This is a genomic window from Stenotrophomonas sp. PUT21 (assembly GCF_052232875.1).
GTDB lineage: Bacteria > Pseudomonadota > Gammaproteobacteria > Xanthomonadales > Xanthomonadaceae > Stenotrophomonas > Stenotrophomonas maltophilia_N.
This window is the reverse complement of sequence record NZ_CP197645.1, coordinates 1,602,210-1,627,322: the sequence shown is the minus strand read 5'-3', so window position 1 is coordinate 1,627,322 and position 25,113 is coordinate 1,602,210. Positions and strand designations below refer to the sequence as shown.

At 66.6% G+C, this 25,113-nt stretch carries 26 protein-coding genes; all 26 read left to right on the top strand.

Annotation, left to right across the window (positions count from 1 at the left end; translation table 11 throughout):
* Positions 1-214: 214 nt before the first annotated feature.
* Positions 215-1,435: a flagellin gene (locus ACTT2I_RS07720; RefSeq protein ID WP_421100341.1), complete on the top strand. Its 1,221-nt coding sequence runs from the start codon at positions 215-217 to the stop codon at positions 1,433-1,435.
* Positions 1,436-1,507: 72 nt separating this feature from the next.
* Positions 1,508-2,677 carry a flagellin gene (locus ACTT2I_RS07715; protein WP_421100342.1) on the top strand — a complete coding sequence of 390 codons (1,170 nt, stop codon included), beginning with the start codon at positions 1,508-1,510 and terminating at the stop codon, positions 2,675-2,677.
* Positions 2,678-2,758: 81 nt separating this feature from the next.
* Entirely contained in the window at positions 2,759-3,970 is a 1,212-nt protein-coding gene (locus ACTT2I_RS07710) for a flagellin (protein ID WP_421100343.1), read from the top strand.
* Positions 3,971-4,424: 454 nt separating this feature from the next.
* On the top strand, positions 4,425-5,807 hold the full coding sequence (fliD, locus tag ACTT2I_RS07705; protein WP_421100344.1) for a flagellar filament capping protein FliD: 1,383 nt from the start codon (positions 4,425-4,427) through the stop codon (positions 5,805-5,807).
* A 128-nt stretch (positions 5,808-5,935) separates the two neighbouring features.
* Positions 5,936-6,352, top strand: a complete 417-nt coding sequence (fliS, locus tag ACTT2I_RS07700) for a flagellar export chaperone FliS (protein WP_293978669.1) — start codon at positions 5,936-5,938, stop codon at positions 6,350-6,352.
* Entirely contained in the window at positions 6,349-6,645 is a 297-nt protein-coding gene (locus tag ACTT2I_RS07695) for a hypothetical protein (protein ID WP_088435066.1), read from the top strand. The genes fliS and ACTT2I_RS07695 overlap by 4 nt, the downstream gene beginning before the upstream one ends.
* A complete protein-coding gene (locus tag ACTT2I_RS07690) occupies positions 6,642-7,223 on the top strand; it encodes a PilZ domain-containing protein (protein WP_088435065.1) in 582 nt (193 codons plus the stop codon). Before ACTT2I_RS07695 ends, ACTT2I_RS07690 begins: the two co-directional genes overlap by 4 nt.
* Before the next feature lie 87 nt (positions 7,224-7,310).
* Entirely contained in the window at positions 7,311-7,943 is a 633-nt protein-coding gene (locus tag ACTT2I_RS07685) for a response regulator (protein WP_088435064.1), read from the top strand.
* A gap of 264 nt (positions 7,944-8,207) precedes the next feature.
* The gene (gene rpoN, locus ACTT2I_RS07680) at positions 8,208-9,620 is read left to right on the top strand and encodes an RNA polymerase factor sigma-54 (protein ID WP_421100345.1); all 1,413 of its coding nucleotides are present in this window, start codon (positions 8,208-8,210) and stop codon (positions 9,618-9,620) included.
* Positions 9,621-9,634: 14 nt separating this feature from the next.
* Positions 9,635-10,012 carry a response regulator gene (locus ACTT2I_RS07675; RefSeq protein WP_026070040.1) on the top strand — a complete coding sequence of 126 codons (378 nt, stop codon included), beginning with the start codon at positions 9,635-9,637 and terminating at the stop codon, positions 10,010-10,012.
* The gene (locus tag ACTT2I_RS07670; RefSeq protein WP_421100346.1) at positions 10,009-11,505 is read left to right on the top strand and encodes a sigma-54 dependent transcriptional regulator; all 1,497 of its coding nucleotides are present in this window, start codon (positions 10,009-10,011) and stop codon (positions 11,503-11,505) included. The genes ACTT2I_RS07675 and ACTT2I_RS07670 overlap by 4 nt, the downstream gene beginning before the upstream one ends.
* 298 nt (positions 11,506-11,803) lie before the next feature.
* Positions 11,804-12,166 (top strand): flagellar hook-basal body complex protein FliE, encoded by a 363-nt coding sequence (gene fliE, locus ACTT2I_RS07665; protein ID WP_088435061.1) that lies wholly within the window; start codon positions 11,804-11,806, stop codon positions 12,164-12,166.
* A gap of 12 nt (positions 12,167-12,178) precedes the next feature.
* Positions 12,179-13,819, top strand: coding sequence for a flagellar basal-body MS-ring/collar protein FliF (gene fliF, locus ACTT2I_RS07660; protein WP_088435060.1), 1,641 nt, complete (start codon positions 12,179-12,181; stop codon positions 13,817-13,819).
* 13 nt (positions 13,820-13,832) lie between these two features.
* On the top strand, positions 13,833-14,819 hold the full coding sequence (gene fliG, locus ACTT2I_RS07655; RefSeq protein WP_088435112.1) for a flagellar motor switch protein FliG: 987 nt from the start codon (positions 13,833-13,835) through the stop codon (positions 14,817-14,819).
* On the top strand, positions 14,816-15,451 hold the full coding sequence (locus ACTT2I_RS07650) for a FliH/SctL family protein (protein WP_421100347.1): 636 nt from the start codon (positions 14,816-14,818) through the stop codon (positions 15,449-15,451). Before fliG ends, ACTT2I_RS07650 begins: the two co-directional genes overlap by 4 nt.
* On the top strand, positions 15,448-16,827 hold the full coding sequence (locus ACTT2I_RS07645; RefSeq protein WP_293978655.1) for a FliI/YscN family ATPase: 1,380 nt from the start codon (positions 15,448-15,450) through the stop codon (positions 16,825-16,827). The genes ACTT2I_RS07650 and ACTT2I_RS07645 overlap by 4 nt, the downstream gene beginning before the upstream one ends.
* 3 nt (positions 16,828-16,830) lie before the next feature.
* Positions 16,831-17,289 (top strand): flagellar export protein FliJ, encoded by a 459-nt coding sequence (fliJ, locus tag ACTT2I_RS07640; protein WP_088435057.1) that lies wholly within the window; start codon positions 16,831-16,833, stop codon positions 17,287-17,289.
* Positions 17,289-18,443: a flagellar hook-length control protein FliK gene (locus ACTT2I_RS07635; protein ID WP_421100432.1), complete on the top strand. Its 1,155-nt coding sequence runs from the start codon at positions 17,289-17,291 to the stop codon at positions 18,441-18,443. The genes fliJ and ACTT2I_RS07635 overlap by 1 nt, the downstream gene beginning before the upstream one ends.
* Before the next feature lie 116 nt (positions 18,444-18,559).
* On the top strand, positions 18,560-19,078 hold the full coding sequence (locus ACTT2I_RS07630; protein WP_088435055.1) for a flagellar basal body-associated FliL family protein: 519 nt from the start codon (positions 18,560-18,562) through the stop codon (positions 19,076-19,078).
* Positions 19,079-19,086: 8 nt separating this feature from the next.
* Positions 19,087-20,094 carry a flagellar motor switch protein FliM gene (gene fliM / locus ACTT2I_RS07625; protein WP_088435054.1) on the top strand — a complete coding sequence of 336 codons (1,008 nt, stop codon included), beginning with the start codon at positions 19,087-19,089 and terminating at the stop codon, positions 20,092-20,094.
* A complete protein-coding gene (gene fliN / locus ACTT2I_RS07620) occupies positions 20,091-20,429 on the top strand; it encodes a flagellar motor switch protein FliN (RefSeq protein ID WP_088435053.1) in 339 nt (112 codons plus the stop codon). Before fliM ends, fliN begins: the two co-directional genes overlap by 4 nt.
* A complete protein-coding gene (fliO, locus tag ACTT2I_RS07615; RefSeq protein ID WP_088435052.1) occupies positions 20,426-20,827 on the top strand; it encodes a flagellar biosynthetic protein FliO in 402 nt (133 codons plus the stop codon). Before fliN ends, fliO begins: the two co-directional genes overlap by 4 nt.
* A 2-nt stretch (positions 20,828-20,829) precedes the next feature.
* Positions 20,830-21,612: a flagellar type III secretion system pore protein FliP gene (fliP, locus tag ACTT2I_RS07610; protein ID WP_421100348.1), complete on the top strand. Its 783-nt coding sequence runs from the start codon at positions 20,830-20,832 to the stop codon at positions 21,610-21,612.
* Positions 21,613-21,651: 39 nt separating this feature from the next.
* Positions 21,652-21,921, top strand: a complete 270-nt coding sequence (locus ACTT2I_RS07605) for a flagellar biosynthetic protein FliQ (RefSeq protein WP_019184809.1) — start codon at positions 21,652-21,654, stop codon at positions 21,919-21,921.
* Between the two features lie 11 nt (positions 21,922-21,932).
* Complete coding sequence (gene fliR / locus ACTT2I_RS07600) at positions 21,933-22,724, top strand: flagellar biosynthetic protein FliR (protein WP_088435050.1); 792 nt, start codon at positions 21,933-21,935, stop codon at positions 22,722-22,724.
* A gap of 139 nt (positions 22,725-22,863) precedes the next feature.
* A complete protein-coding gene (locus ACTT2I_RS07595; RefSeq protein ID WP_421100433.1) occupies positions 22,864-25,008 on the top strand; it encodes a putative bifunctional diguanylate cyclase/phosphodiesterase in 2,145 nt (714 codons plus the stop codon).
* The last annotated feature ends 105 nt before the right edge of the window (positions 25,009-25,113 follow it).

Sequence of the window (25,113 nt, the reverse complement as noted above, 5' to 3'; positions counted from 1 at the left end):
GCCGCGATGCTTCGAGCATCGCGGCCTTTTTGCGTTCTGGGGCGTGAAATCGGCCCGCCTCCGCCTCCCCTGCAAATCCGGGTGAATCTCCGCCTAAAGGTTGTTGACAAAGCGCCGTTATTGATTTGGCAACAGCGAAGCACACAGCCAAAAACAAAAAAACGGCGGCGCTTCGTTCCATTCACCACCGGGATTCCAATAAGGGAGACGACCCATGGCACAGGTAATCAACACCAATACGATGTCGCTCAACGCTCAGCGCAACCTGAGCACCAGCGGCAACTCGCTCGCTACCACCATCCAGCGCCTGTCGTCGGGCCTGCGCATCAACAGCGCGAAAGACGACGCGGCCGGCCTGGCGATCTCCGAGCGCTTCGGCACCCAGATCCGCGGCACCGATGTCGCGATCCGCAACGCCAATGACGGCATATCGCTGGCGCAGGTCGCCGAAGGTTCGCTGAGCGAAGTCGGCAACAACCTGCAGCGCATCCGCGAGCTGGCCGTGCAGGCCTCCAACGCCACCAACTCGGCCAGCGACCGCAAGGCACTGCAGGCCGAAGTGACCCAGCTGGTCAGCGAAATCGACCGCGTCGCCAAGCAGTCCGACTTCAACGGCACCAAGCTGCTGGACGGCAGCTTCACCAGCCAGCTGTTCCAGGTGGGTGCGAACGCGGGTCAGGCGATTGCGATCAACAGCGTGGTGGATGCGAAGGCGACCTCACTGGGCGCTACGACGTTTGTCGATGCAGCCAGCATCACGCTCGATGATGCGGCTGTGGATGCCGCGGCCGGCACCATCGAGAAAGTGACGATTGGCGACATCACCATTGGTGACGTGAAATTTGACTACACCGCTGCACCGGCCGGCGCAACTCCAGAGGAGGAGGCAGCTGTCGCCAAGACGAATCAGGACAACGCCGTGAAGGCGATGATGGCGGCGATCAACGGTAAGCTCGGCGAAACCGGTCTCCACGCAGCGCAGGCCACGACTCCGGCCGGTGCTGTGGAACCGGGCAAGATCACCCTGACCTCCGTCAAAGCGGACAACAAGGTCGCCGACGTAACGGTCGCCAGCGACGGCACTGCGATGAACAACGCAATCGATGGTGCCGCGCCCTCGCATGTGGCCGATATCAGGATCGATACCGCCGCAGGTGCCCAGCAGGCACTGGAGATCGTCGACAAGGCCCTAGAATCGGTCAACAGCGTCCGCGCCGACCTCGGCGCGATCCAGAACCGCTTCACCTCGGTGGTGGCCAACCTGCAGACCTCCTCGGAGAACCTGTCGGCCTCGCGCAGCCGCATCCGCGACACCGATTTCGCCAAGGAAACCGCGGAACTGACCCGCACCCAGATCCTGCAGCAGGCCGGCACCGCCATGCTGGCCCAGGCCAACCAGGTTCCCCAGAACGTGCTCAGCCTGCTGCAGCGCTGACATGAGACGCTCCTGAAGCACGTCAGGGGCGGCTAACCCAACTCACGTGCAACTGCTCAAGGACCCTTCCTCATGGCACAAGTCATCAACACCAACACGATGTCGTTGAATGCTCAGCGTAACCTGAGCACCAGCGGCAGCTCCCTGGCCACCACCATCCAGCGCCTGTCGTCGGGTTCGCGCATCAACAGCGCCAAGGATGACGCCGCCGGTCTGGCGATCTCCGAGCGTTTTGGTACACAGATCCGTGGTACCGACGTAGCCATCCGTAATGCCAACGACGGCATTTCGCTTGCTCAGGTCGCCGAAGGTTCGCTGACCGAAATCGGCAACAACCTGCAGCGTGTCCGCGAGCTCGCTGTCCAAGCGTCCAACGCGACCAACTCGGCGAGCGACCGCAAGGCGCTGCAGGCTGAAGTGACCCAGCTGGTCAGTGAAATCGACCGTGTAGCCAAGCAGTCCGAGTTCAACGGCACCAAGCTGCTGGACGGCTCGTTCTCCAGCCAGCTGTTCCAGGTCGGCGCAAACGCGGGTCAGGCCATTGCCATCGACAAGGTGGTCGATGCCACGACGGCCAAGCTCGGCTCCTCCACTTTCGCGACTGGCGCCATTGCCAGCGGCGGTACGGACGCGATCGATGCAGACACCACCATCTCCGGCACGATCAAGGTTGGCGATACGACCATCAAACTGGACGCCGTAGAGGTCAAGGCAGGCGCAACTGAAGCTGAGCGCAACAAGGCGGCAGTAACCGCAATCAATTCGAAGCTAGGCGAGACCGGCGTTCTTGCCGAAATCGACAAGGACGGCAAGATCAATGTCACGCAGATCAAAGAGGGCATTGCTCTGGCAGACGGCGATATTGCAATGAAGCTGGGCGCCGATGATGCATTCGAGCTTACAGCCACGGACCCGGCGCCGGCTGCCGAGCACCTGCAGGACCTTGATATCTCGACTGTCACGGGCGCTCAGAAGGCCATGTCCATGGTTGATAAGGCCCTGGACTCCATCAACAACACCCGTGCCGATCTCGGCGCAATCCAGAACCGTTTCACCTCGGTGGTGGCCAACCTGCAGACCTCGACCGAAAACCTGTCCGCGTCACGTAGCCGCATCAAGGACACGGATTTCGCCAAGGAAACCGCAGAACTTACCCGCACCCAAATCCTCCAGCAGGCCGGTACGGCAATGCTGGCGCAGGCCAACCAGGTGCCGCAGAACGTGCTCAGCCTGCTGCGCTGATGCATGTATTAGGTGCGTGCGCCGAGTAACTCGGCGCATGCATTTCTGCCAATCAAAGATACATCGCCAAAGGAAATAACCATGGCACAAGTCATCAACACCAATACGATGTCGTTGAATGCTCAGCGTAACCTGAGCACCAGCGGCAGCTCTCTGGCCACCACCATCCAGCGCCTGTCGTCGGGCTCGCGCATCAACAGCGCCAAGGACGACGCCGCCGGTCTGGCGATCTCCGAGCGTTTCGGCACCCAGATTCGCGGCACCGATGTGGCCATCCGCAACGCCAACGATGGCATCTCGCTCGCCCAGGTCGCCGAAGGTTCGCTGAGCGAAATCGGCAACAACCTGCAGCGTGTCCGCGAGCTGGCTGTGCAGGCATCCAACGCAACCAATTCTGCCAGCGACCGCAAGGCCCTGCAGGCAGAGGTAACGCAGTTGGTCAGTGAGATTGACCGCGTTGCCAAGCAGTCTGAGTTCAACGGCACCAAACTGTTGGATGGCTCGTTCTCCAGCCAGCTATTCCAGGTAGGCGCGAATTCGGGGCAGGCCATTGCCATCGACAAGGTGGTGAACGCAAAGTCTGATTCGTTGGGTACCGCATCGTTCTTGAACGCAGGCAGTATCACGGTCGCTGGCGCAGCCTTGGCTAGTGGGAAGATTGAGAACCTGAAGGTAGGTAGTATCTCGATCGGCACCGTCGAGTTCGACTTCAAGACTCCTCCGGCCGCCCCAGACGATGCCCCTGTTCAGGCGCAGAATGCTGCTAACGCGGTTGCTGCTATCACTGCAGCGATAAATAGCAAGATCGGGGAGACCGGCCTCCATGCAGCGCCGACCACTGCAGCCGATGGCACCGTGACGCCTGGCTCGATTACGCTGACATCGGTAAAGGCTGACGCGAAGGCTGCAGATGTTACCGTCACCTCTGACGCCGCCGGTGGCGTCACCCTTCCGGCTGCACCAACCACGAGTAGCACCAGCACGCTCGCCACGTTGAAAATTGAGACGGTTGCAGGCGCACAACAGGCACTGGAAATCGTCGACAAGGCGCTGGAGTCCATCAACAGCACCCGCGCAGACCTCGGCGCCATCCAGAACCGCTTCACCTCGGTGGTGGCCAACCTGCAGACCTCGACCGAAAACCTGTCCGCGTCGCGCAGCCGCATCAAGGACACGGATTTCGCCAAGGAAACCGCAGAACTGACCCGCACCCAGATCCTGCAGCAGGCCGGTACGGCCATGCTGGCCCAGGCCAACCAGGTGCCGCAGAACGTGCTCAGCCTGCTGCGCTGATCCACGCCTGCATCGTCCCCGCCGCCGGCTTCGGCCGGCGGCGCGGGCAACCCGAGGCATCGCAAAGCACGCGCAGGAACGGGCCATGGCCATGGGACCGGACTCTCTCCCGGTCGCCACATCATCGTGGCCATGGCCCGCCCCTGCGGCAGAACTGTTATCAGCGCTGTTTGTTTGACTGAACACCCCGGGTGGCTTCGTCTCCCCCCGCTTTTCAGTAGCCTGACCCCTCCTCTGCATTGGAGGAGGGTTTTTTACAGACCACCTATCAGAGGCGCGAACCGCCGCCCCTGCCCCAGGGCTCCTGCAACCGGCGTGCCAATCCCGCCCTTGCCTTGGCTGGCACAACTCCTGCATCAACGTGGTTCTAAAGACCCGGCGGCTACGGCCGCTACTTTCGTTGATGGCATCGCCCTGCGACTTCACGGCAGCGGCTACAAACAGGAGATACAACGTGGCGGACTTCGGTTACGGCGGCATCGGTTCAGGACTGGATATTTCCGGCATGGTCAGCAGCCTGGTGGCAGCCGATCGCAAGCCGGCGGACAACGCACTGAACCTGCAGCAGTCCAAGGCCAAGATGCAGCTCTCGGCGATCGGCACGGTCAAATCCGCGTTCGACACGCTGAACACGGCGCTGAAAGCACTGAAGGCCAATACGGCGTTCGACGCACGCACGTTCACGGCCAGCAAATCCGGTACCGACGAGATCTTGACGGTATCTGGTACCAACTCCGCGGCGGCTGGCACGCACCTTGTCAACGTAGAGAAGCTCGCCACCGCGCACAAGCTGATCTCGGAGAGCCCGATACCGAAGACAGACACGTTCGGCGCCGGAACCCTGACGCTCACCGTAGGCGTCGGCGACAAGCAGAAGACGCTGAACATCAACGTCGAAGCCGATGACACGCTCAGCTCGATCCGCACGAAGATCGAGAAAGCCGGCCGCGCCTCGGGCGTCCAGGCCACGCTCATCGCGTCGGGCGATAACCAGATTCTGTCCCTCTCGCAGGAGAAGTCAGGGGCAGCCAACGCCATCACCCTGACTGCCGCGCCAGGCAACAGCAAGCTGGCCGACCTCGCCGCCAGTCTGAAGGAGCGCACACCTGCGGCAGACGCCAAGCTGACCATCGACGGCGTGGCGATCACCAGCAGCGAAAACACCGTCACCGACGTGGTGCCCGGCCTCACCCTGAACCTGAAGAAGGAAGGCGAGAGCACCGTCACCATCACCACCGACGTCGCCGCGGCGCGCAAGGTGATGCAGGACTTCATCACGGCGTACAACGGCGCCATCGCGGCGATCAACACCGCGACCAAGTACGACATCGAGAACAAGGAGCCCTCCTCGCTGACCGGCGATGCGCAGATGCGCGGCGCCTCCAGCCAGCTGCGCAGCATGATGGGCGGCATTCTCAAGGACCTCTCGGCCGCCGGCCTGGATCCCAAGAAGATCGGCCTGCAGACCCGTGCCTATCCCAACGCTGACGGCAGCCTGGTGCTGGATACCGCCAAGTTCGACGCGGCCTTGGTCAATCAGGGCGGCGCCGTGCGTGAGGCGTTCACCGGGGATGACGGTGCAGCGGCGAAGCTGTTTGCGATGGTGGACGGCTACGTCAGCACCACCGTCGGCAAGGAGGGCGCATTCGTTTCGCGCACCAAGAGCATCAACAACACGCTGACCGACATCGACAAGCGCCGCAAGGCGCTGGATGTCCGCATGGAAGGCGTGTCCGAACGTTACAAAAAGCAGTTCCTCGCGCTCGATGCCCTGATGAGCAAGATGAGCCAGACCATGAGCAGCCTCACCTCGCAGCTGTCCCAGCTCAGCGGCTGATCGATCAAGGCCGTCGACTCAAGTTGAACCGGTCCGCGGCCGATATCACTGGCAGGACACCCCGCAGGCTCCACCCGGTGCCGACGATGTCGCGAACCTCGCGGCCCCGCATGAAGGAGACATGATTGATGTACGGTTCCAACCGTCAATTCACCGAGCAGTACCGCAAGGTCGGCGTGCAGAGTTCGGTTACCGATGCCGACCCGCACAAGCTGGTGGCGCTGCTGCTGGCCGGTGCCTGCGAACGCCTTCGACTCGCCCTGGCCTGTCTGGAACGTGGCGACCAGGCGCGCAAGGGCAAGGCGATCGGCGAGGTCTGCGCCATCGTCGGCCACCTCAACGGCTCGCTGGACCATGAGGCCGGCGGCGAGATCGCCGGCAACCTGTCTTCGCTGTACGACTACGTGATGCATCGGTTGACCGAGGCCAATCTGCACAACGATCCAGCCGCGCTGACCGAAGCGCTCGAGCTGCTCGGCGAGATCGATTCGGCCTGGAATGCCATCCCGCAGCAGCAGCGCCAGACCGCGCAGGTCGCCCCGTGACCTCGCTGGGTGCGCTCAACGCCCGTCTGGATGCGCTGGAAAATGCGCTGCACGATGAGAACTTCGACGAGGCCGGGCTGCAGCTGGATGCGCTCGACGCGGCCCAGCGTGACTACCTGGCCGGTCCGTCGGCCAGCTTCGATGTTCCCGGCCTGTCCTCGCTGCAGGCACGCCAGCAGCGCATCATGCTGTTCATGATGCGGCAGCGCGAAGAAGCCAGCCGCCACATCCACAACGGCCACCAGTCCCTTCGCGCCGCGCAGGCGTACCTGACCGCAGAATCCCTGTCATGACCGACCTTCGCACCAGCGCCATCCATCACCCGGCCGAAAGCGAGCTGTTCGATGAGACGCTGAGCTGCGAACTGGCGCTGCCGGCGGAGTTCCGGATTGGCAGCGCGGTGATCCGCCCCGGCACCGCCGAGACCCTGCTGCGCAGTGTGGCGCTGGTTGAAGACGCCCGCGGCGACGACGGCCATGACGACCGCAGCGACGCCACGCTGCAAGTGCAGCGCCTGGAGGCCAAACTGGACCTGGTCATGGTGCTGCTGGGCCGGCTGGTACGGCAGAGCAGCCAGGACCTGCCCCTGCGCCCCCTGCGCTGGTCGCGCCGCGGCATCCGCCTGGAACAGGGCGCGCGCAGTGGCGCCGCACCGGGCAGCATGGGCGTGATCCGCCTGCAGCCCTGCGACTGGCTGCCCGACCACATCGACCTGCCCGTGGTGATCGTGGCCGAAGCCGCCAATGGCTCGGGCGCGCATTACCTGTGGCTGCGCTTTGAAGGGCTCAGCGATGCGCTGGAGATGGCCCTGGAGCGGCATCTGTTCCGCCTGCACCGCCGCCAGATCGCCGAAGCACGACGCTTGCGGTGACCGTACGCTCCCGACTGTGACCCATTCGGCTTGGCGGTAGGCCTTCACTCCGTTAAGGTGACGGCCTCCCCGCTCCCCTAGCAGCCTGTGCGCGTTCTCATCGTCGATGATCACACCCTGGTCCGTGCCGGCCTCAGCCGCCTGCTGCAGGGCTTTGCCGACGTCGAGGTCATCGCCGAGGCCAGCAATGCCGAGCAGGCGCTGCAATTGAGCGTGCAGCATTCCCCGGACGTCGTCCTGATGGACCTGTCCCTGCCCGGCCGCACCGGCCTGGAAGCCCTGAGCGACATCCTGCTGCGTACGCCCGGCTCGCGCGTGGTGATGATGACCATGCACGACGATGCCGTGCACGTGCGCGATGCGCTGGATCGTGGCGCGGTCGGTTTCGTGGTCAAGGATGCCGCCCCGCAGGAGCTGGAACTGGCGCTGCGCGCCGCGCATGCCGGCCAGGTGTTCCTGAGCCCGCAGATCTCGGCCAAGATGCTCGCCCCGATGCTGGGCAAGGAAAAGCCGGTCGGCGTGGCAGCCCTCTCGCCGCGCCAGCGCGAAATCCTGCGCCAGATCGGCAAGGGTGAGAGCAACAAGGAAATCGCCGCGGACCTCGGCATCAGCGTCAAGACGGTGGAGACCCACCGCGCCCGCATGATGGAGTCGCTGGGCTGCCGCCGCGCCAATGATCTGGTGCTGCTCGCCGCCCGCCACCAGCACGAGCTGGAGTGATCCGCGCCGGTTCTCCGGCACACAGGGCGTGCCCGCCGCGGAGGGCGACAGATTTTTGAAGTCCGATGCGTCGGGCGGACACGGAAAGACAAGGCGTCGGCGCCACGCACCCGTCAAAATACCGCGTCGATGTAGGGGAGACCCCTACACGCTGTCGGGGATTTGACGACCCGACTCAGGAACCCCCTGATTCCCGGCGTACGGGAAGAGAAGCAAGATGTGTTCCATAACGCACCGGGGAGTCGGTGCGAACGGGACATCACCTTGAAAGCCTCCATGTCGACCCAGATGGGTCAGCAGCTTCACCTCACCCCGCAACTGCTGCAGTCGATCCGGCTGCTCCAGCTCGACGGCATGCAGCTGGAGCTGGAAATCCGCCGGGCGCTGGAGACCAATCCGCTGCTCGAGATCGAAGAAGCCCCGGAGCCGGCGGCCGTCGAGACTGCCGAAGCCACTACCACCCAGGACGTGGCCGCCTTCGACGAACTGCCCGAGAGCACCATGTGGGATGTGGCCGGTGCCGGTTGGCAGGACGGTGACGATGACCGCATGCAGCGCGTGGCAGCCGGGGAATCCTCCGATCCGCAGCTGCGTGCCCTGCAGCGCCTGGCGATGGAGCTGGACGCCCGCGAACTGGCCGTGGCCGGTTTCTGGCTGGAGCACTGCGACGACGCCGGCTATCTGGATGCCCCGCTTGCCCAGCTGACCCTGCTGGCCAGTGCGCGCTGCGATGTGGACGCTGCCGGTGTGGAAGCGGTCCGTCAGCAGATCCTGCACGGCGATCCGGTTGGCCTGGCCGCGCAGGACCTGCACGAATGCCTGAGCGTGCAGCTGCGCACCCTGCCTGGCCGCGTGCCGGCCCGCCACCTCGCCCAGCGCGTGCTCGACGACGGCCTGACCGCGCTGGCCGCACACGATTACCCGGCCCTGGCCAGGCAGCTCGATGCCGAAGTCGCCGACATCCATGAGGCCGTCCGGCTGATTCTGTCGCTGCAGCCGCGCCCGGGCGAGAGCCTGCTGCCGGACAGCAACGGCGTGGTGATTCCGGACGTGGTCGCCTGGCACGCCGATGGGCAGTGGCGCGTCGCGCTCAACCCGGCCACCAGCCGCCGCCTCAGCATCAACCCGCAGTACGAACAGGCCCTGGCCGAGACCAGCGAAGCCGCCCAGCCGCTGCGCGACATGCTGCAGGAAGCGCGCTGGCTGACCCGCGGCCTGTCGATGCGCTACGACACCCTGCTGCGCACCGCGCGGGTGATCATCGAACGTCAGGCGGGCTTCCTGACCCGTGGCGAAGAGGCCATGGCGCCGCTCACCCTGAAGGAAGTGGCCGACGAGATCGCCATGCACGAGTCCACCGTCTCGCGCATCACCACCGGCAAGTACCTGCAGACCCCGCGCGGCACGCTGGAACTGAAGCACTTCTTCGCGGTCCGCCTGGAAGGTGCCAGCGTCTCTGGCCAAGCCGTCAAGGCCATGGTGCGCCGCCTGATCGAGTCCGAACCGGCCGCACGCCCGCTGGCCGATGAAGCCATCGCCGGCCTGCTCTCGCGCCAAGGGGTGAACATCGCCCGCCGTACCGTTGCAAAATACCGCGAACAACTGGACATCGCCCCGGCGCGCGAACGCCGCCGCAGCCATGCCAGCACCCCGCACCTCCTGGCCCGGGTGGGCTGAAGGAAATGGAAGACATGAACAAGCTCACCGTCCTGCTGGTCGACGACCACGAAGGTTTCATCAATGCCGCCATGCGCCACTTCCGCAAGGTCGACTGGCTCGATGTGATCGGCAGCGCCGCCAATGGCCTGGAAGCGATCGAACGCTCCGAGTCGCTGCGCCCGAAGGTGGTGCTGATGGATCTGGCCATGCCTGAAATGGGCGGCCTGCAGGCCACCCGCCTGATCAAATCGCAGGATGACGCGCCCTACATCGTCATCGCCAGCCACTTCGACGACGCCGAACACCGCGAGCATGCCCTGCGCGCCGGTGCCGACAACTTCGTCAGCAAGCTGTCCTACATCCAGGAAGTGATGCCGATCCTGGAAGGCCTGAAGGGGAACGGATCATGAGCGAATCCCGCATCCTGGTACTGGACAACGACGCCGTCCGCGCCGAGCGCACCGTCGCCCTGCTGGAGTTCATGGACTTCAACCCGCGCTGGGTGGCCGACGCCAGCGATTTCGACATCAGCCGCCACCGCCCGAACGACTGGATGGCCGCGATCATCGGCGGCCTGGACAGCGCCGAGCGCAGTGATGCGCTGTTTGCCTGGCTCGGTAAAGGCGCACTGCCGCCGCCGGTGATGTTGATCGATGGCGACACCACCGCCTTCGCCCAGCAGTACGGGCTGCACGAGGCCAATGTGTGGCCGCTGGAGGCCCCGCTGCGCCATGCACAGATGGAAGGCCTGCTGCGCCGCGCCAGCCTCAAGCGCCTGGATGCCGAGCACCAGGCCGGTGCCGTGCAGGATCAGGGCCCGACCGGCGAAGGCGCGGCCGTCACCCAGCTGCGCCGGATGATCGAGCAGGTTGCCGCATTCGACACCACCGTGCTGGTGCTGGGCGAATCGGGCACCGGCAAGGAAGTGGTGTCGCGCTCGATCCACCAGCGCTCGCCGCGCCGCGATGGCCCGTTCGTGGCGATCAACTGCGGCGCCATTCCGCCGGATCTGCTGGAAAGCGAACTGTTCGGCCACGAAAAAGGCGCCTTCACCGGCGCGCTGAGCGCCCGCAAGGGCCGTTTCGAAATGGCCGAAGGCGGCACCCTGCTGCTGGATGAAATCGGCGACATGAGCCTGCCGATGCAGGTCAAGCTGCTGCGCGTGCTGCAGGAACGCAGCTTCGAGCGCGTCGGTGGCAACCAGACCATCCGCTGCAACGTGCGCGTGATCGCCGCGACCCACCGCGACCTGGAATCGCGCATCGCCGACGGCAAGTTCCGCGAGGATCTGTTCTACCGTCTCAATGTGTTCCCGATCGACGTGCCGGCCCTGCGCGAGCGCAGTGAAGACCTGCCCGCACTGGTCACCACCATCGCCGGCCAGCTGGCCCGCACCGGGCGTGGCGAAGTGCGTTTCACCGGCGAAGCGCTGCAGGCCCTGGCCGCCTACGAGTGGCCGGGCAACGTGCGCGAGCTGACCAACCTGGTCGAGCGCCTGGCGGTGCTGCACCCCAGTGGCAACGTCCGCGTGCAGGACCTGCCGGCCCGTTACCGCGGTGACTTCGCTGCCGCCGCGCCGGTAGCCGCTGCAGTGCCGGCCGCCGTGGCTGACGAACGCCTGGACCTGCGCAGCTTCTCCTTCCACACGCCGGGTGCGCAGGGCAGCCCAGCCCTGGACAACGGCATCGGCCCGGTGGCCCGCGCCCCGGCCCTACCCGACGACGGCCTGGACCTGCGCAACCACATGGCCAACATCGAGTTGAACCTGATCAACGAAGCGCTGGAACGCACCCAGGGCGTCGTCGCCCATGCCGCCCAGCTGCTCGGCCTGCGCCGCACCACCCTGGTGGAGAAGCTGCGCAAGTACGGCATCGAGCGCGACCAGACCGAACTGGCTGGCTGAGCGGAGCACCACATGGAAACCAGAAGCCCGGGCATGTCCCGGGCTTTTTTTGTGGTTCTGCTCCACGCATCGCCACGCGCCCTCCGCCGGTTTTCCGGCGTCGACTCTCCGGCACGCCACTGCAACAGACCGCCGCGGGGATCACGTAGCCGCACCGCCCGCCTGCGGCGGCCACGCGCCCACGTCGGCTGAATACGCAAACCCTCGCCACCGCTACAAAACTGAACCACTCATCCGTTTCGGCACGGCACTTGCAACGTCTCCCGGTGTAACCCACCCCTGCTTCGGAACGTTCCAGATGTCGCACTCCGTCACCTCGATCCTTTCTCAGATCCGCACCTTCCAGACCCAGATGGGGCAGTCCGCCGTCAGCCCGCTGACGGAGGCGCCGCGCAGCAATGCCATCCAGGGCCTGGTGTCCCCCCAGGAGATCCAGGGCCCCAGCTTCACCGAAACCCTGCGGGGCGCCATCGCCGGCGTCAACGATGCACAGCAGAAATCCGGCGCCCTGGCCAAGTCCTTCGAACTGGGTGAACCCGGTGCGGACCTGGCCAAGGTCATGGTCGCCTCGCAGCAGTCCCAGATCGCCTTCCGCGCCACCGTGGAAGTCCGTAACCGTCTCGTCCAGGCTTACCAGGACGTGATGAACATGCCGCTGTAAGGATAGAAACGCATGGCCCTGTCGCTCTCCAAAGAATCGCTGAACACCGAAAAGGCTGGGCAGTGGTTCGACCGGCTGCAAAGCCTGCAGATCACCCGTCGGCTTGGCCTGATGGCGATGATCGCCGTGGCCGTGGCGGCAGGCCTGTTCGTGTTCTTCTGGTCGCAGAAGCCGGGCATGGTGCCGCTGTACACCGGGCTGGACCAGAAGGCCACGGCCGAGGCCACCGACCTGCTGCGCGCGGCGCAGATTCCCTTCCAGCTGGACCCCGCCACCGGCGGCATCACCGTGCCGGAAAAGAACCTGCACGATGCCCGCCTGAAGCTGGCCGGCTCCGGCCTGACCGACAGCGGTCGTCTGGGCTTCGAGCTGATGGAGCGTGACCCGGGCTTTGGCGTCAGCCAGTTCATGGAGAATGCGCGCTACCAGCACTCGCTGGAAACCGAGCTCTCGCGCACCATCAATACGCTGCGCCCCGTCCGCGATTCGCGCGTTCACCTGGCCATTCCCAAGCCCAGCGCCTTCACCCGCCAGCGTGACGTGGCCAGTGCCTCGGTGGTGCTGGAACTGCGCGGTGGCCAGCAGCTCGAACGCGGCCAGATCGATGCGATCGTGCACATGGTTGCCGCCAGCATTCCCGACCTGGCGCCCGAGCGCGTCACCGTGGTCGACCAGAGCGGGCGCATGCTCAGCGTCTCCGATCCGAACAGCGAAGCGGCCATGAATGCGGCCCAGTTCGAACAGGTGCGCCGCCAGGAAACCTCGTTCAACCAGCGCATCCGCGAGCTGCTCGAGCCGATGACCGGCCCCGGCCGCGTCAACCCGGAAGTCAGCGTGGACATGGACTTCTCGGTGATCGAGGAAGCCCGCGAGCTCTACAACGGCGAGCCGCAGAAGCTGCGCAGCGAGCAGATGAGCGAAAACAGCAGCAACGTGCCCGGCCCGCAGGGCGTGCCCGGGGCTGCCAGCAATACCCCGCCCGGCCCGGCGGCCGCGCCCGCCACCGCGCAGGCACCGACCGAAACCTCCAAGAACGCGACCCGCAATTACGAGCTGGACCGCACCCTGCAGCACACCCGCCAGCCGGCCGGCCGCATCAAGCGCGTCTCGGTGGCGGTGCTGGTGGACAACGTGCCGCGCGCCGGGGCCAACGGCAAGATGGCCGACCAGGCCCTCTCCGCGGCCGAACTGACCCGCGTCGAAGCACTGGTCAAGCAAGCGGTCGGCTTCGATGCCGAGCGTGGCGACACGGTCTCGGTGATGAATGCCCCGTTCGTCCGCGAGGTCACTCCGGTCGAAGGGCCGAAGTGGTGGGAGCTGCCGCAGGTGCAGGACGCACTGCGTCTGCTGCTCGGTGCGATCGTGGTGCTGGCCCTGGTGTTCGGTGTGCTGCGCCCGGCGCTGCGCTCGATCACCGGCCAGACCAAGCCGAAAGATGACGAACTGGAACCCCACAGTGCCGATGTGCAGCTGGTCGACGATGGCGAGGGTCTGCCCGCGATCGGCAGCGAACGCCTGCACGCGGCCGGACACGAACCCCTGGCCCTGCCGGTGGACTCTTACGAGGAACGACTGCGCATGGCGCGTGAAGCTGTAAAGACCGATTCCAAGCGCGTGGCCCAGGTGGTCAAGGGCTGGGTGGCCAATGATTGATGCACCTCCCCCGCTGACCGGCGTGCAGCGCGCCGCCGTGCTGCTGCTCTCGCTGGGCGAACTGGACGCCGCCGAAGTGCTGCGCCACATGGAGCCCAAGGAAGTCCAGAAGATCGGCATCGCCATGGCGACCATGACCGACATCACCCGCGAGCAGGTCGAGCGGGTCATGGACCAGTTCGGCAGCGAACTCGGTTCCAAGACCTCGCTGGGCGTGGGCTCGGACGACTACATCCGCAACATGCTGGTGCAGGCGCTGGGCAGCGAGAAGGCCGGCAACCTGATCGACCGCATCCTGCTGGGCCGCAACACCACCGGCCTGGACGCGCTGAAGTGGATGGATCCGCGTGCCGTGGCCGATCTGGTCCGCAACGAACACCCGCAGATCATCGCCATCGTGATGGCGCACCTGGAAACCGACCAGGCCGCCGACGCACTCAAGCTGCTGCCCGAGCGCACCCGCGTGGACGTGCTGCTGCGTATCGCCACGCTGGATGGCATTCCGCCGAACGCCCTCAATGAACTCAACGAGATCATGGAGCGCCAGTTCGCCGGCAACCAGAACCTGAAGTCTTCCAACATCGGCGGCGTGCAGTGCGCAGCCAACATCCTGAACTTCATGGACAGCGGCCAGGACCAGGCGATCCTGGGCGAGATCGCGCGCATCGATGCACCGCTGAGCGGCCGCATCCAGGACCTGATGTTCGTGTTCGACGATCTGGTCGATCTGGACGACCGCGAACTGCAGCTGGTGCTGCGCGAAGTCAGTGGCGAGCGTCTTGGTCTGGCCCTGCGCGGCGCCGACATCAAGGTGCGCGACAAGATCACCCGCAACATGTCCCAGCGTGCCGCTGAAATCCTGCTGGAAGACATGGAAGCCCGTGGCCCGGTGCGCCTGTCCGATGTGGAAGTGGCGCAGCGCGAAATCCTGGCCATCGTCAAGCGCATGGCCGACGAAGGCACCGTCACCATCGGCGGCAACGCGGAGGCCATGCTGTGAACAATGCCGTGCGCTGGCTTGCCCCGGACCTGCTGGCGGTGCCCGAGCCGCCGCCGGAAGAACAGTTCGAGCTCACCGAGCCGGATCCGGAGCACGAGCCGGAACCGCTTCTGCAGCTGCCGACCCTGGAAGAAATCCAGGCGATCCACGACAGCGCCGAGAAAGACGGCTTCGATCAGGGCCACGCCGAGGGTCTGGCCCAGGGCCAGGCCGAAGTCCGCCGCCTGATCGCGCAGATCGAAGGCATCCTGGACAACTTCAGCCGGCCGCTGGTGCGGTTGGAGAATGAAGTGGTCGCCGCGCTCGGCGAGCTGGCGGTGCGCGTGGCCGGCAACCTGGTCGGGCGCGCGTATGAAGCCGAACCGGAACTGCTGGCGCAGCTGGTCAACGAGGCCGTGGATGCCGTTGGCGGTGCAAGCCGCGATGTGGAAGTGCGCCTGCACCCGGACGACATTGCCGCGCTCGCCCCGGTGCTCAACCTGGCTCCGAACCAGCGCCTGACCCCGGACCTGAGCCTGAGCCGCGGCGACCTGCGCGTGCATGCCGAGGCCGTGCGTATCGACGGCACGCTCGATGCGCGTCTGCGCGGCGCCCTGGATGCGGTCATCCGCAAAGCCGGAACCACCCCATGACCACCGAGACCCTGCCCCCGCCCGCCGACTGGACCGCCGCACGCAACCTGCGGCTGGCTTCGCGGCTGGACAACATCCGCCCGGACACCGCGCATGGCCGCGGCCTGATCCGCGAAGGCGTGCTGCGCCGCGCGGTCGGCCTGACCCTGGAAGCAGTGGGCTGCGAGGCGCCGATGGGCGCCAGCTGCAAGGTTGAAGTGGCCGACGGTGGCTGGGTCGATGCCGAAGTGGTCGGCTTCGCCGGTGAACGTACCTACCTGATGCCCAGCGCCGAACTGCACGGCCTGCTGCCCAACGCACGGGTGGTGCCCTCGCTCGGCCGTGGCGGTGTGGAAGTGGGCGAAGGCCTGCTCGGCCGCGTGATCGACAGCGACGGCGTGCCACTGGATGGCAAGGGCCCGATCCGCGCCGAAGGCACCGTCGGCATGGCCGGCGTCTCGATCAACCCGCTTGCACGCGAACCGATCACCCAGCCGCTGGATGTCGGCGTGCGCGCGATCAACGCGCTGCTGCCGATCGGCCGCGGCCAGCGTGTCGGCCTGTTCGCCGGCTCCGGTGTCGGTAAATCGACCCTGCTGGGCATGATGACCCGCTACACCGCCGCCGACGTCATCGTGGTCGGCCTGATCGGTGAACGTGGTCGCGAAGTCCGCGATTTCGTGGAAAGCACGCTGGGCGAAGAAGGCCTGCGCCGTGCCGTGGTCGTGGCCAGCCCGGCCGACCGCCCGCCGCTGGCGCGCCTGCACGGTGCCTACCGCGCGACCGCCATCGCCGAGTGGTTCCGCGATCAGGGCTTGAATGTCCTGTTGCTGATGGACTCGCTGACCCGCTTCGCCCAGGCGCAGCGCGAGATCGGCCTGTCCGTCGGTGAACCGCCGACCACCCGCGGCTATCCGCCCTCGGTGTTCGCCAAACTGCCTGCCCTGGTGGAGCGCGCCGGCAACGGCGCCAAGGGCCGCGGCTCGATCACCGCGTTCTACACCGTGCTGACCGAAGGCGACGATCCGCAGGATCCGATCGCCGACGCCGCACGCGCCATTCTCGACGGCCACATCCTGCTCTCGCGCCGCGTCGCCGACAGCGGGCTGTACCCGGCCATCGACGTGGAATCCTCGGTCAGCCGCGTGGTCACGGAAATCGCCGACGAACCGTGGCGCCTGCGCATCCGCAAGCTCAAGCGGCTGATCTCGGCGTATTCGTCCAACCGCGACCTGATCGCGATCGGCGCTTACCAGCGCGGCAACGACCCGGCGACCGACGAGGCATTGGAGCGTTGGTCGGACATTGTTGAATTCCTCGGCCAGGACGTCGGCAAAGCCGCCGACCTGCCGCACAGTCAGGCCGCCCTCAAGCGGCTGGTGGAACCAGAGAGTTAAGCCATGATCCAATCCAAGCGCTTCGACCCCTTGCTGAAACGAGCCCAGGACCACGAAGACGAGGTCGCCCGCGACCTGGCCGAGCGCCAGCGTGCGCTCGACACGCATGTATCGCGCCTGGATGAGCTGCGCCGCTACGCCGAGGAATATGCCGGCGCGCAGATGTCGGCCACCAGCCCGGCCCAGCTGATGAACCGCCGCGCGTTCCTGGATCGCCTGGACAGCGCGGTCGCCCAGCAACGGCAGACCGTGGACAACAACCGCGAGAAGGTCGACGCCGAGCGCGCCCGCCTGCTGCTGGCCAGCCGTGACAAGCAGGTGCTGGAGAAGCTCGCCGCCAGTTACCGCGCGCAGGAGAAGGTGGTCACCGACCGCCGCGACCAGCGCGAAATGGATGACCTTGGTGCGCGCCGCTCGCGTCAGGCGCAGCGCGAAGATGGCGAGAACGGAGGCACCCCGTGATGCCCCCCGCCCTGCTCGGCGGCGCCGCACCCGCCCAGAATGCAGGTGGCACTGCGTCCACGCCGCGCGCGGACAGCACCGGCGGCAGTGACCGTCGGGACTTTGACGCACTGCTCAAGCCCGGCAGCGAAGCACCGCGCACCGACGCGCCGCGCAAACCCGGCAGCGGCCGCGACGCGGGCAAGAGCGCCACAACGAACACGGCAAACCCGGACAAGGAGGCGGCAACGCGCCCCGCCAAACCCGGCGTCAAGAACGCCGAGGACACCCCCGCGCCGGCCGATGCCACCGCCCAGGCCGCGTCCGCGGCGGAAAAACCTGCTGCCGAAACCACCGACGACACCGACGCCGCGTGGCCGCCGCTGGGCCTGGCCGGGCTGGCATTGAACGGGCTGCCAGCACCAGCGCCTGCGCCGGTCGCGCCGCCCATGGCCGGCACGGCACCGGCCGCCAATGGCTCACTCCCCGCCCTGGCGACGACGGCCCCGGCCGCTGATGGCGCCGCCCCCACGCTGGCAACCACGGCCCCAGCCACCGACGGCAGCATCGCGCTGCCCGCCCTGCCCACCGAGGCAGCGCCTGCGGACGATGCGGCGCTGCTCAAGACCTTCACCGACGCCTTGAGCGCGGCCACCACCGATGGCCCCGATGCGCCGGCAACCCCGTTGCTGCACGCGCTGCACGGCATGACCGAGGCCAAGCCGGTGGTTGCCAGCCTGTTCACCGGCTCTCCGACAGCGACGCCGCACCTTGGCGGGGATGACTTCGACGATGCCGTCGGGGCCCGCGTCGGTTGGCTGGCGGACCAGAAGATCGGCCACGCCCATATCAAGATCACCCCGAACGACCTCGGCCCGATCGAGGTGCGCCTGCAGCTGGACGGCGACAAGGTCCATGCCACCTTCACCAGCGCGCACGCCGACGTGCGCCATGCACTGGAAAGCAGCCTGCCGCGCCTGCGCGACCTGCTCGGCGAACAGGGCTTCCAGCTTGGCAACGCCGATGTCGGCCAGCAGCAGACCGCGCACGACGGCGGGCGTGGCGAGGGTCGCAGCGGGATGGGCGGCGACGACGGAGAACCGGCGCTGGCCGATGCCACCCTGTCGCCCTCGCAGCTGATCCGCCAGCGCGGCCTGGTTGACGCCTACGCGTGATCGCACGCGGCGGCGCAGGCTCAGCCGCGCCGCCAGAAACCCGACACACACTCTCTTCAGCATTCAGGCACGGCCTTTGCATGTAGGCAGGAAGCAATCCTCTGGAGCTTCCCCTCGTGGCCGCAGCCGCCGATAAAACCAAGAAATCCGCCGACAAGGACAAGACCGCCAAGCCGCGCAGTCCGCTCCTGGTCACCGCCCTGGTCGCGGTGCTCGCCGCTGGCGCCGCCGGTGGCGGGGTCTGGTACTTCACCCAGTCCCAGCACGATGACAAGGCCGCCAAGCCCGCCGCCAGCAAATCCGCCGTGCCTGCCCCGGCCCAGTACTTCGGCCTGGAGCCGCCGTTCGTGGTCAACCTCAACAGCAGCTTCGACGGCCCGCGCTACCTGCAGGTCGAAGTGCAGCTGATGAGCCGCGACCCGGCCGCGATGGAGGCGATCAAGCTGCATGCGCCGGCCATCCGCGCCAAGCTGCTGATGCTGTTCTCGCAGGTCGAGCCGAGCGACATCGCCGACCGCGCCGGCAAAGAGCGCCTGCAGGCCAGTTCGCTGGCAGAAGTGCAGAAGCTGCTCAAGGCCGAGACCGGCAAGCCCGGTGCCGACGAATTGCTGTTCACCAGTTTCGTGACCCAGTAAGGGCGACCATGAATGACCTGCTTTCCCAGGACGAGATCGATGCCCTGCTGCATGGCGTGGACTCCGGTGCGGTGGAGACCGACATCGATGCGCCCACGCCCGGCGAGGCGCGCTCGTACGATTTCGCCAGCCAGGACCGCATCATCCGCGGCCGCATGCCGACCCTGGAAATGGTCAACGAGCGCTTCGCGCGCCTGTGGCGCATCGGCCTGTTCAACCTGATCCGGCGCTCGGCCGAGCTGTCCGTGCGCGGCATCGAGCTGATCAAGTTCAACGACTACATGCATTCGCTGTACGTGCCGACCAACCTCAACCTGATCCGCTTCAAGCCGCTGCGTGGCACCGGGCTGATCGTGTTCGAGCCGACGCTGGTGTTCGCGATCGTGGACAACTTCTTCGGCGGTGACGGCCGCTACCCGACCCGCATCGAGGGCCGCGAGTTCACCGCCACCGAAATGCGCGTGATCCACCTGCTGCTCAAGCAGACCTTCGCCGACCTGCAGGAAGCCTGGGCGCCGGTGATGGACGTGGAACTGGAGTACATCAACTCCGAGATCAACCCGCACTTCGCCAACATCGTGACGCCGCGCGAGTACGTGGTGGTCTGCCGCCTGCATGTCGAGCTCGATGGGGGCGGCGGCGACATCCACGTCACCCTGCCCTACTCGATGCTCGAGCCGATCCGCGAGCTGCTCGACGCCGGCATCCAGAGCGACCGCAACGACCGCGATGCCAGCTGGGGCGTGATGCTGCGCGAACAGCTCAACATCGCCGAAGTCACCCTGTCCAGCGTGCTGGCCACCAAGCGCATGAGCCTGCGCGACCTGACCAAGCTGAAGATCGGCGATGTGCTGCCGATCGAGCTGCCCAAGCAGGTGCCGGTGTGCGTGGAGAACGTACCGGTGTTCACCGGCGAGTTCGGCGTCGCCAACGGTTTCAACGCGGTGAAGATCACCGCCACCCATCCCCCGGGCATCCGCCCACGCGTTCCCGTACTGCAGGAAGACCCGCAATGAACGATATCGAATCCAACGAGCCGGCGCCGGCACAGTTCACCCAGCTGCAGTCCGATGACACCACGGTCGGCGACGAGCTCAACCTGGATGTGATCCTGGATGTGCCGGTGACACTGTCGCTGGAAGTGGGCCGCGCCCGCCTGCCGATCCGCAACCTGCTGCAGCTCAACCAGGGCTCGGTGGTGGAACTGGAGCGCGGTGCCGGCGAATCGCTGGACGTGTTCGTCAATGGCACCCTGATCGCCCATGGCGAGGTGGTGGTGATCAACGACCGCTTCGGCGTGCGCCTGACCGACGTGGTCAGCCCGAGCGAACGGATCCGGAGACTGCGTTGAGTGCCGGGCTGCTGATCGCGGCCGGCGCCTCGACCGTCAAGGTCGGCCAGCATGCCGCCGCCGCACCGGGCATGTTCGGTGCGGTGCTGGCCCTGCTGGGCGTGCTGGCGTTGATCGTCGGCCTGGGCTGGCTGCTCAAGCGCATGCCCGGCAGCGGCTTCCGCCCGGCCGAAGGGATGCGGGTGGTCGCCAGCCTCAACGTCGGTGCGAAAGAGCGCGTGGTGGTGGTCGAGGTGAATGGCACCCAGCTGCTGCTGGGCGTCACCGCCGGCGGCATCAACACGCTGCATCAGCTGCCCGAACCCCTGCCCGCCCCGACCCCGGCGCGCCTTCCCGATTTCAAACACCTCCCGAATTTCGCCCAGCTGCTGCAACAGCGGCTGCGCAAGGAACCCTGAGCATGCGTGGCCCCCGTACTTCCTGGACCCGTTACCTGCCCCTGTTGCTGACTTTCCTGCTGTGCGCGCTGCCGGCCCTGGCCTGGGCCGCGCCCGGCGTGCCGGGTGTGCCTGCATTGCCGGACGTGAATGTCGGCAAGATCGGCGGCCAGCCGGTCAGCCTGCCGCTGCAGACGTTGCTGCTGATGACGGCGATCACCCTGATCCCGTCGATGCTGCTGGTGCTGACGGCCTTCACCCGCATCATCATCGTGCTCGGTCTGCTGCGCCAGGCGCTGGGCACCGGCCAGACGCCGTCCAACCAGGTGCTGCTCGGCCTGGCCCTGTTCCTCACCGCGATGGTGATGCTGCCGGTGTGGCAGAAGGCATGGGGCAGCGGCATGGCGCCGTACCTCAACGGCGAGATCGATTTCCAGACCGCCTGGACCCTGACCACCCAGCCGTTACGTGCCTTCATGCTGGCGCAGATCCGCGAAACGGATCTGATGACCTTCGCCGGCATGGCCGGACACGGCACCTACTCCAGCCCGGATGCGATTCCGTTCCCGATCCTGGTCGCCTCGTTCGTCACCAGCGAACTGAAGACCGCCTTCGAGATCGGGTTCCTGATCTTCATCCCGTTCGTGATCATCGACCTGGTCGTGGCCAGCGTGCTGATGTCGATGGGCATGATGATGCTCTCGCCGATGCTGGTCTCCGCCCCGTTCAAGATCCTGCTGTTCGTGCTGGTGGATGGCTGGGTCTTGGTGGTCGGCACGTTGGCCGCCAGCTTCAATGCGGTCTGACCGCCCCGCCCTGTTGATCGATACGGACCCGAGACCGACATGACGCCCGAACTTGCCCTGACCGAACTGCGTGGTGGCCTGATCACCGTGCTGTGGGTCGCCGGCCCGCTGCTGCTCACCGTGCTGATCGTCGGCGTGGTGGTCGGCGTGGTCCAGGCCGCGACCCAGCTCAACGAACCGACCATCGCCTTCGTCGCCAAGGCCGCGGCGTTGACCGTGGTGCTGTTCGCGCTCGGCAGCCTGCTGATCGGCCATCTGGTCGAATACACCACGCTGCTGTTCCAGCGCATTCCACATCTGATCGGCTGAGGCCCGCCACCGTGGATTCCGCCACCCAGATGGCCGCCGATGGCCTGCAGGCCTTCGGCATGATCGGCACGATCCTGTGGACCATGCTGCGCATCGGCGCGATGCTGATGGCCATGCCGCTGATCGGTACGCGTGCGGTGCCGTCACGGATCCGCGTGCTGCTCGCCGGTGCGCTGGCGATCGCGCTGTCGCCGATGTTGCCACCGGTACCGGAGTGGACCGGCTTCGATGCCGCCACGGTGCTGACCATCGCCCGCGAACTGGCGATCGGCGTGTCGATCGGCTTCGTGCTGCGCCTGGTGTTCGAGGCCGGCGCGATGGCCGGCGAGCTGGTCGCCCAAGGCACCGGCCTGGCCTTCGCGCAGATGAGCGATCCTCTGCGCGGCGGAAGTTCCGGCGTGATCGGGCAGTGGTTCTATCTGCTGTTCGGCCTGCTGTTCTTCACGGTCAACGGCCATCTGGCGCTGATCTCGCTGCTGATGGACAGCTACAAGGCCTTGCCGATCGGCACCTCGCTGCCGGATCCCCAGGCATTCCTGAGCATCGCCCCGACCTTCCTGCTGCAGGTGTTCCGCGGCGCGCTTTCACTGGCGCTGCCGCTGACCGTGGCGATGCTGGCCATCAACCTGGCCTTCGGCGTGCTGGCCCGTGCCGCGCCCGCACTGAACCCGATCCAGCTCGGCCTGCCGGTCGCGTTGCTACTGGGGCTGTTTCTGTTGACCGTGCTGGCCGGCGAAATGGGCCCGCCGGTGCAGCGCCTGTTCGATGCGGCGTTCGATGCTGCCGACAGCGTCAGTCGCTGACCCGGGACAGCCTGCAGGACATCCCGCGCCGCCCGCCAATGCCCATGCACCGCAATGACAGAATCTTCACCCGGTCTTTGCGGTGATGACGCGGTGTCCTGTCGTATCGCTCAGATGTTGACCAGGGAGAGTGTCTTCCATGCTGATCGGCAGCTATACCCCGTGGTTGGTGGTGATTTCGTTTCTGGTCGCCGTGCTGGCCTCGTTCACCGCGCTGGATATGGCCAGCCGGGTCACCACCGCAGCTACGCCGCGCACGACCTGGTTGTGGCTGGTGGGCGGCGGCTGCGCGATGGGGCTGGGCATCTGGTCGATGCACTTCATCGGCATGCTCGCCTTCCAGCTGCCGATCCCGCTGGGCTATGCGCTCGGCCTGACCACCGTTTCGCTGCTGGCCGCCATGGCCTCCTCCATCTTCGCGCTGTGGCTGGTCTCACAGCCCACCCTGCCGCACGGACGGCTCGCATTGGGTGCCGTGCTGATGGGCAGCGGCATCGCCGCCATGCATTACCTGGGCATGGCCGCGCTGCACATGCAGCCGGGGATCGACTACCACGCCGGCTGGGTGGCGCTGTCGCTGCTGATCGCGGTGGCTGCCTCGTGGACGGCGCTGTTCATCGCCTTCCGGCTGCGCAGCACGCATCGGCGCCTGCGCGACCGCGTCGCACCGGCGCTGGTGCTGGGCACCGCCATCGTCGGCATGCATTACACCGGCATGGCCGCCGCCCGCTTCCCCGCCGGCAGCATCTGCGGGGCCGCCGCCGGTGACGGCCTGCAGGCGCAGTGGCTGGCGCTGGTGGTCCTGGCCCTGACCCTTGCGATCCTGGCGGTGGTGCTGATCGTGTCCTGGCTGGACCAGCGCATGGAGGCGCAGCTGTTGCGGCTGCGCAATACCGACCTGAGTACCTCGCTGGACGATGCCCACGCCGAATTGACCCAGGCGGCCCTGCACGATCCGCTGACCCGCCTGCCGAACCGTCGCCTGCTGCAGCAGCGCATCGAGCAATCGCTGGCCGAAGCCGAGCAGCGCGGCAGCCGCTTCGCGGTGATGTTCATGGACCTGGACGGCTTCAAACAGGTCAATGATGCGTACGGCCATCAGACCGGCGATGCCCTGCTGGTCGCCGTCGCCGACCGCACCCGCAAGCTGCTGCGGCCGGCGGACATGCTCGCCCGCCTGGGCGGCGATGAGTTCGTGCTGGCGGTACCGATCGAGAACGACGAAGACGTGGCGACGCTGGCCAGCCGCATCATCCAGACCGTCGGCCGCGAGCCGCTGCTGCCGCGCCACGACCTGCAGGTGACCGCCAGTATCGGCATCGCGATCTGTCCGGACCACGCCGCCAGCGAACGCCAGCTGATGGCCTTCGCCGACGCGGCGATGTACCAGGCCAAGGAGGCCGGCCGCAACGCCTACGTGCTGTTTGCCGACTGGATGAACGACAGCGCCGAGCAGCAGTTCCAGCTGCTGGCCGACCTGCGCCGGGCCATCGGCAGCGAGCAGCTGTTCCTGCACTACCAGCCCAAGACCCGCGTCGCCGGGCAATCGATCAGCGGCGCCGAAGCCTTGATCCGCTGGCGGCACCCGCAGCAGGGCCTGATTCCGCCGGACCGCTTCATCCGCCTGGCCGAACGCAGTGGCGTGATCAACGAGATCGGGCGCTGGGCATTGGATGAGGCCTGCCGCCAGCTGCGGGTATGGCACGAGGCCGGGCATGACGGCTGGACGGTCTCGGTGAACCTCTCGCCGATCCAGTTCGCCTCGCCCAAGCTGCTGCAGGAAGTGCGCGAGGCGCTGCAGACTCACCGCATCGAGCCGCGCCGGCTGATCCTGGAGATCACGGAAAACACGGTGATGCGCGATACCGAGGCCAGCCTGACCCTGCTGCAGGCCATGGCGGCGCTGGGCGTGGGCATCTCCATCGACGACTTCGGCACCGGCTACTCCAGCCTGCTCTACCTCAAGCGCCTGCCGGCCACCGAGATCAAGATCGACCACGCCTTCGTACGCGACCTGGAGAACAGCTCCGAAGACGTGGTGATCGTCTCGGCGATCGTGGCGCTGGGACACGCGCTGGACATGGACATCGTGGCCGAGGGCGTGGAGACCACCGGCCAGCGGGCGTATCTGGAGCGGCTGGGCTGCGACTACCTGCAGGGGTATCTGCTGGGCCGCCCGGTGGATGCACAGCGCTTCATGCAACTGCATGACCTGCCCCGGCCGCGGGTGGAAGTGGCGGCGGGCTGGACGCCCCAGGCACGTCCGGGCGCATCGGCGGGGTGATATCGGCTCCCGACGGATGCCCGGCACCCCCCGGTTCCTCGCGGCGGGCCTGACACCTCTTCCAGCTCACGGAATGGTTCTTGCACGGACCGGGGTATCTCCTCC

Excerpts from the sequence above, each read along its gene's own strand:
- fliM (WP_088435054.1), top strand. The coding sequence starts at position 19,087 with ATGAATGACCTGCTTTCCCAGGACGAGATCGATGCCCTGCTGCATGGC.
- ACTT2I_RS07670 (WP_421100346.1), top strand. The coding sequence starts at position 10,009 with ATGAGCGAATCCCGCATCCTGGTACTGGACAACGACGCCGTCCGCGCC.
- ACTT2I_RS07690 (WP_088435065.1), top strand. The coding sequence starts at position 6,642 with ATGACCGACCTTCGCACCAGCGCCATCCATCACCCGGCCGAAAGCGAG.
- ACTT2I_RS07595 (WP_421100433.1), top strand. The coding sequence starts at position 22,864 with ATGCTGATCGGCAGCTATACCCCGTGGTTGGTGGTGATTTCGTTTCTG.
- ACTT2I_RS07720 (WP_421100341.1), top strand. The coding sequence starts at position 215 with ATGGCACAGGTAATCAACACCAATACGATGTCGCTCAACGCTCAGCGC.
- ACTT2I_RS07710 (WP_421100343.1), top strand. The coding sequence starts at position 2,759 with ATGGCACAAGTCATCAACACCAATACGATGTCGTTGAATGCTCAGCGT.
- fliN (WP_088435053.1), top strand. The coding sequence starts at position 20,091 with ATGAACGATATCGAATCCAACGAGCCGGCGCCGGCACAGTTCACCCAG.
- fliF (WP_088435060.1), top strand. The coding sequence starts at position 12,179 with ATGGCCCTGTCGCTCTCCAAAGAATCGCTGAACACCGAAAAGGCTGGG.
- ACTT2I_RS07715 (WP_421100342.1), top strand. The coding sequence starts at position 1,508 with ATGGCACAAGTCATCAACACCAACACGATGTCGTTGAATGCTCAGCGT.
- fliJ (WP_088435057.1), top strand. The coding sequence starts at position 16,831 with ATGATCCAATCCAAGCGCTTCGACCCCTTGCTGAAACGAGCCCAGGAC.
- fliP (WP_421100348.1), top strand. The coding sequence starts at position 20,830 with ATGCGTGGCCCCCGTACTTCCTGGACCCGTTACCTGCCCCTGTTGCTG.
- fliS (WP_293978669.1), top strand. The coding sequence starts at position 5,936 with ATGTACGGTTCCAACCGTCAATTCACCGAGCAGTACCGCAAGGTCGGC.
- fliE (WP_088435061.1), top strand. The coding sequence starts at position 11,804 with ATGTCGCACTCCGTCACCTCGATCCTTTCTCAGATCCGCACCTTCCAG.
- ACTT2I_RS07605 (WP_019184809.1), top strand. The coding sequence starts at position 21,652 with ATGACGCCCGAACTTGCCCTGACCGAACTGCGTGGTGGCCTGATCACC.
- ACTT2I_RS07675 (WP_026070040.1), top strand. The coding sequence starts at position 9,635 with ATGAACAAGCTCACCGTCCTGCTGGTCGACGACCACGAAGGTTTCATC.
- ACTT2I_RS07635 (WP_421100432.1), top strand. The coding sequence starts at position 17,289 with ATGCCCCCCGCCCTGCTCGGCGGCGCCGCACCCGCCCAGAATGCAGGT.
- ACTT2I_RS07645 (WP_293978655.1), top strand. The coding sequence starts at position 15,448 with ATGACCACCGAGACCCTGCCCCCGCCCGCCGACTGGACCGCCGCACGC.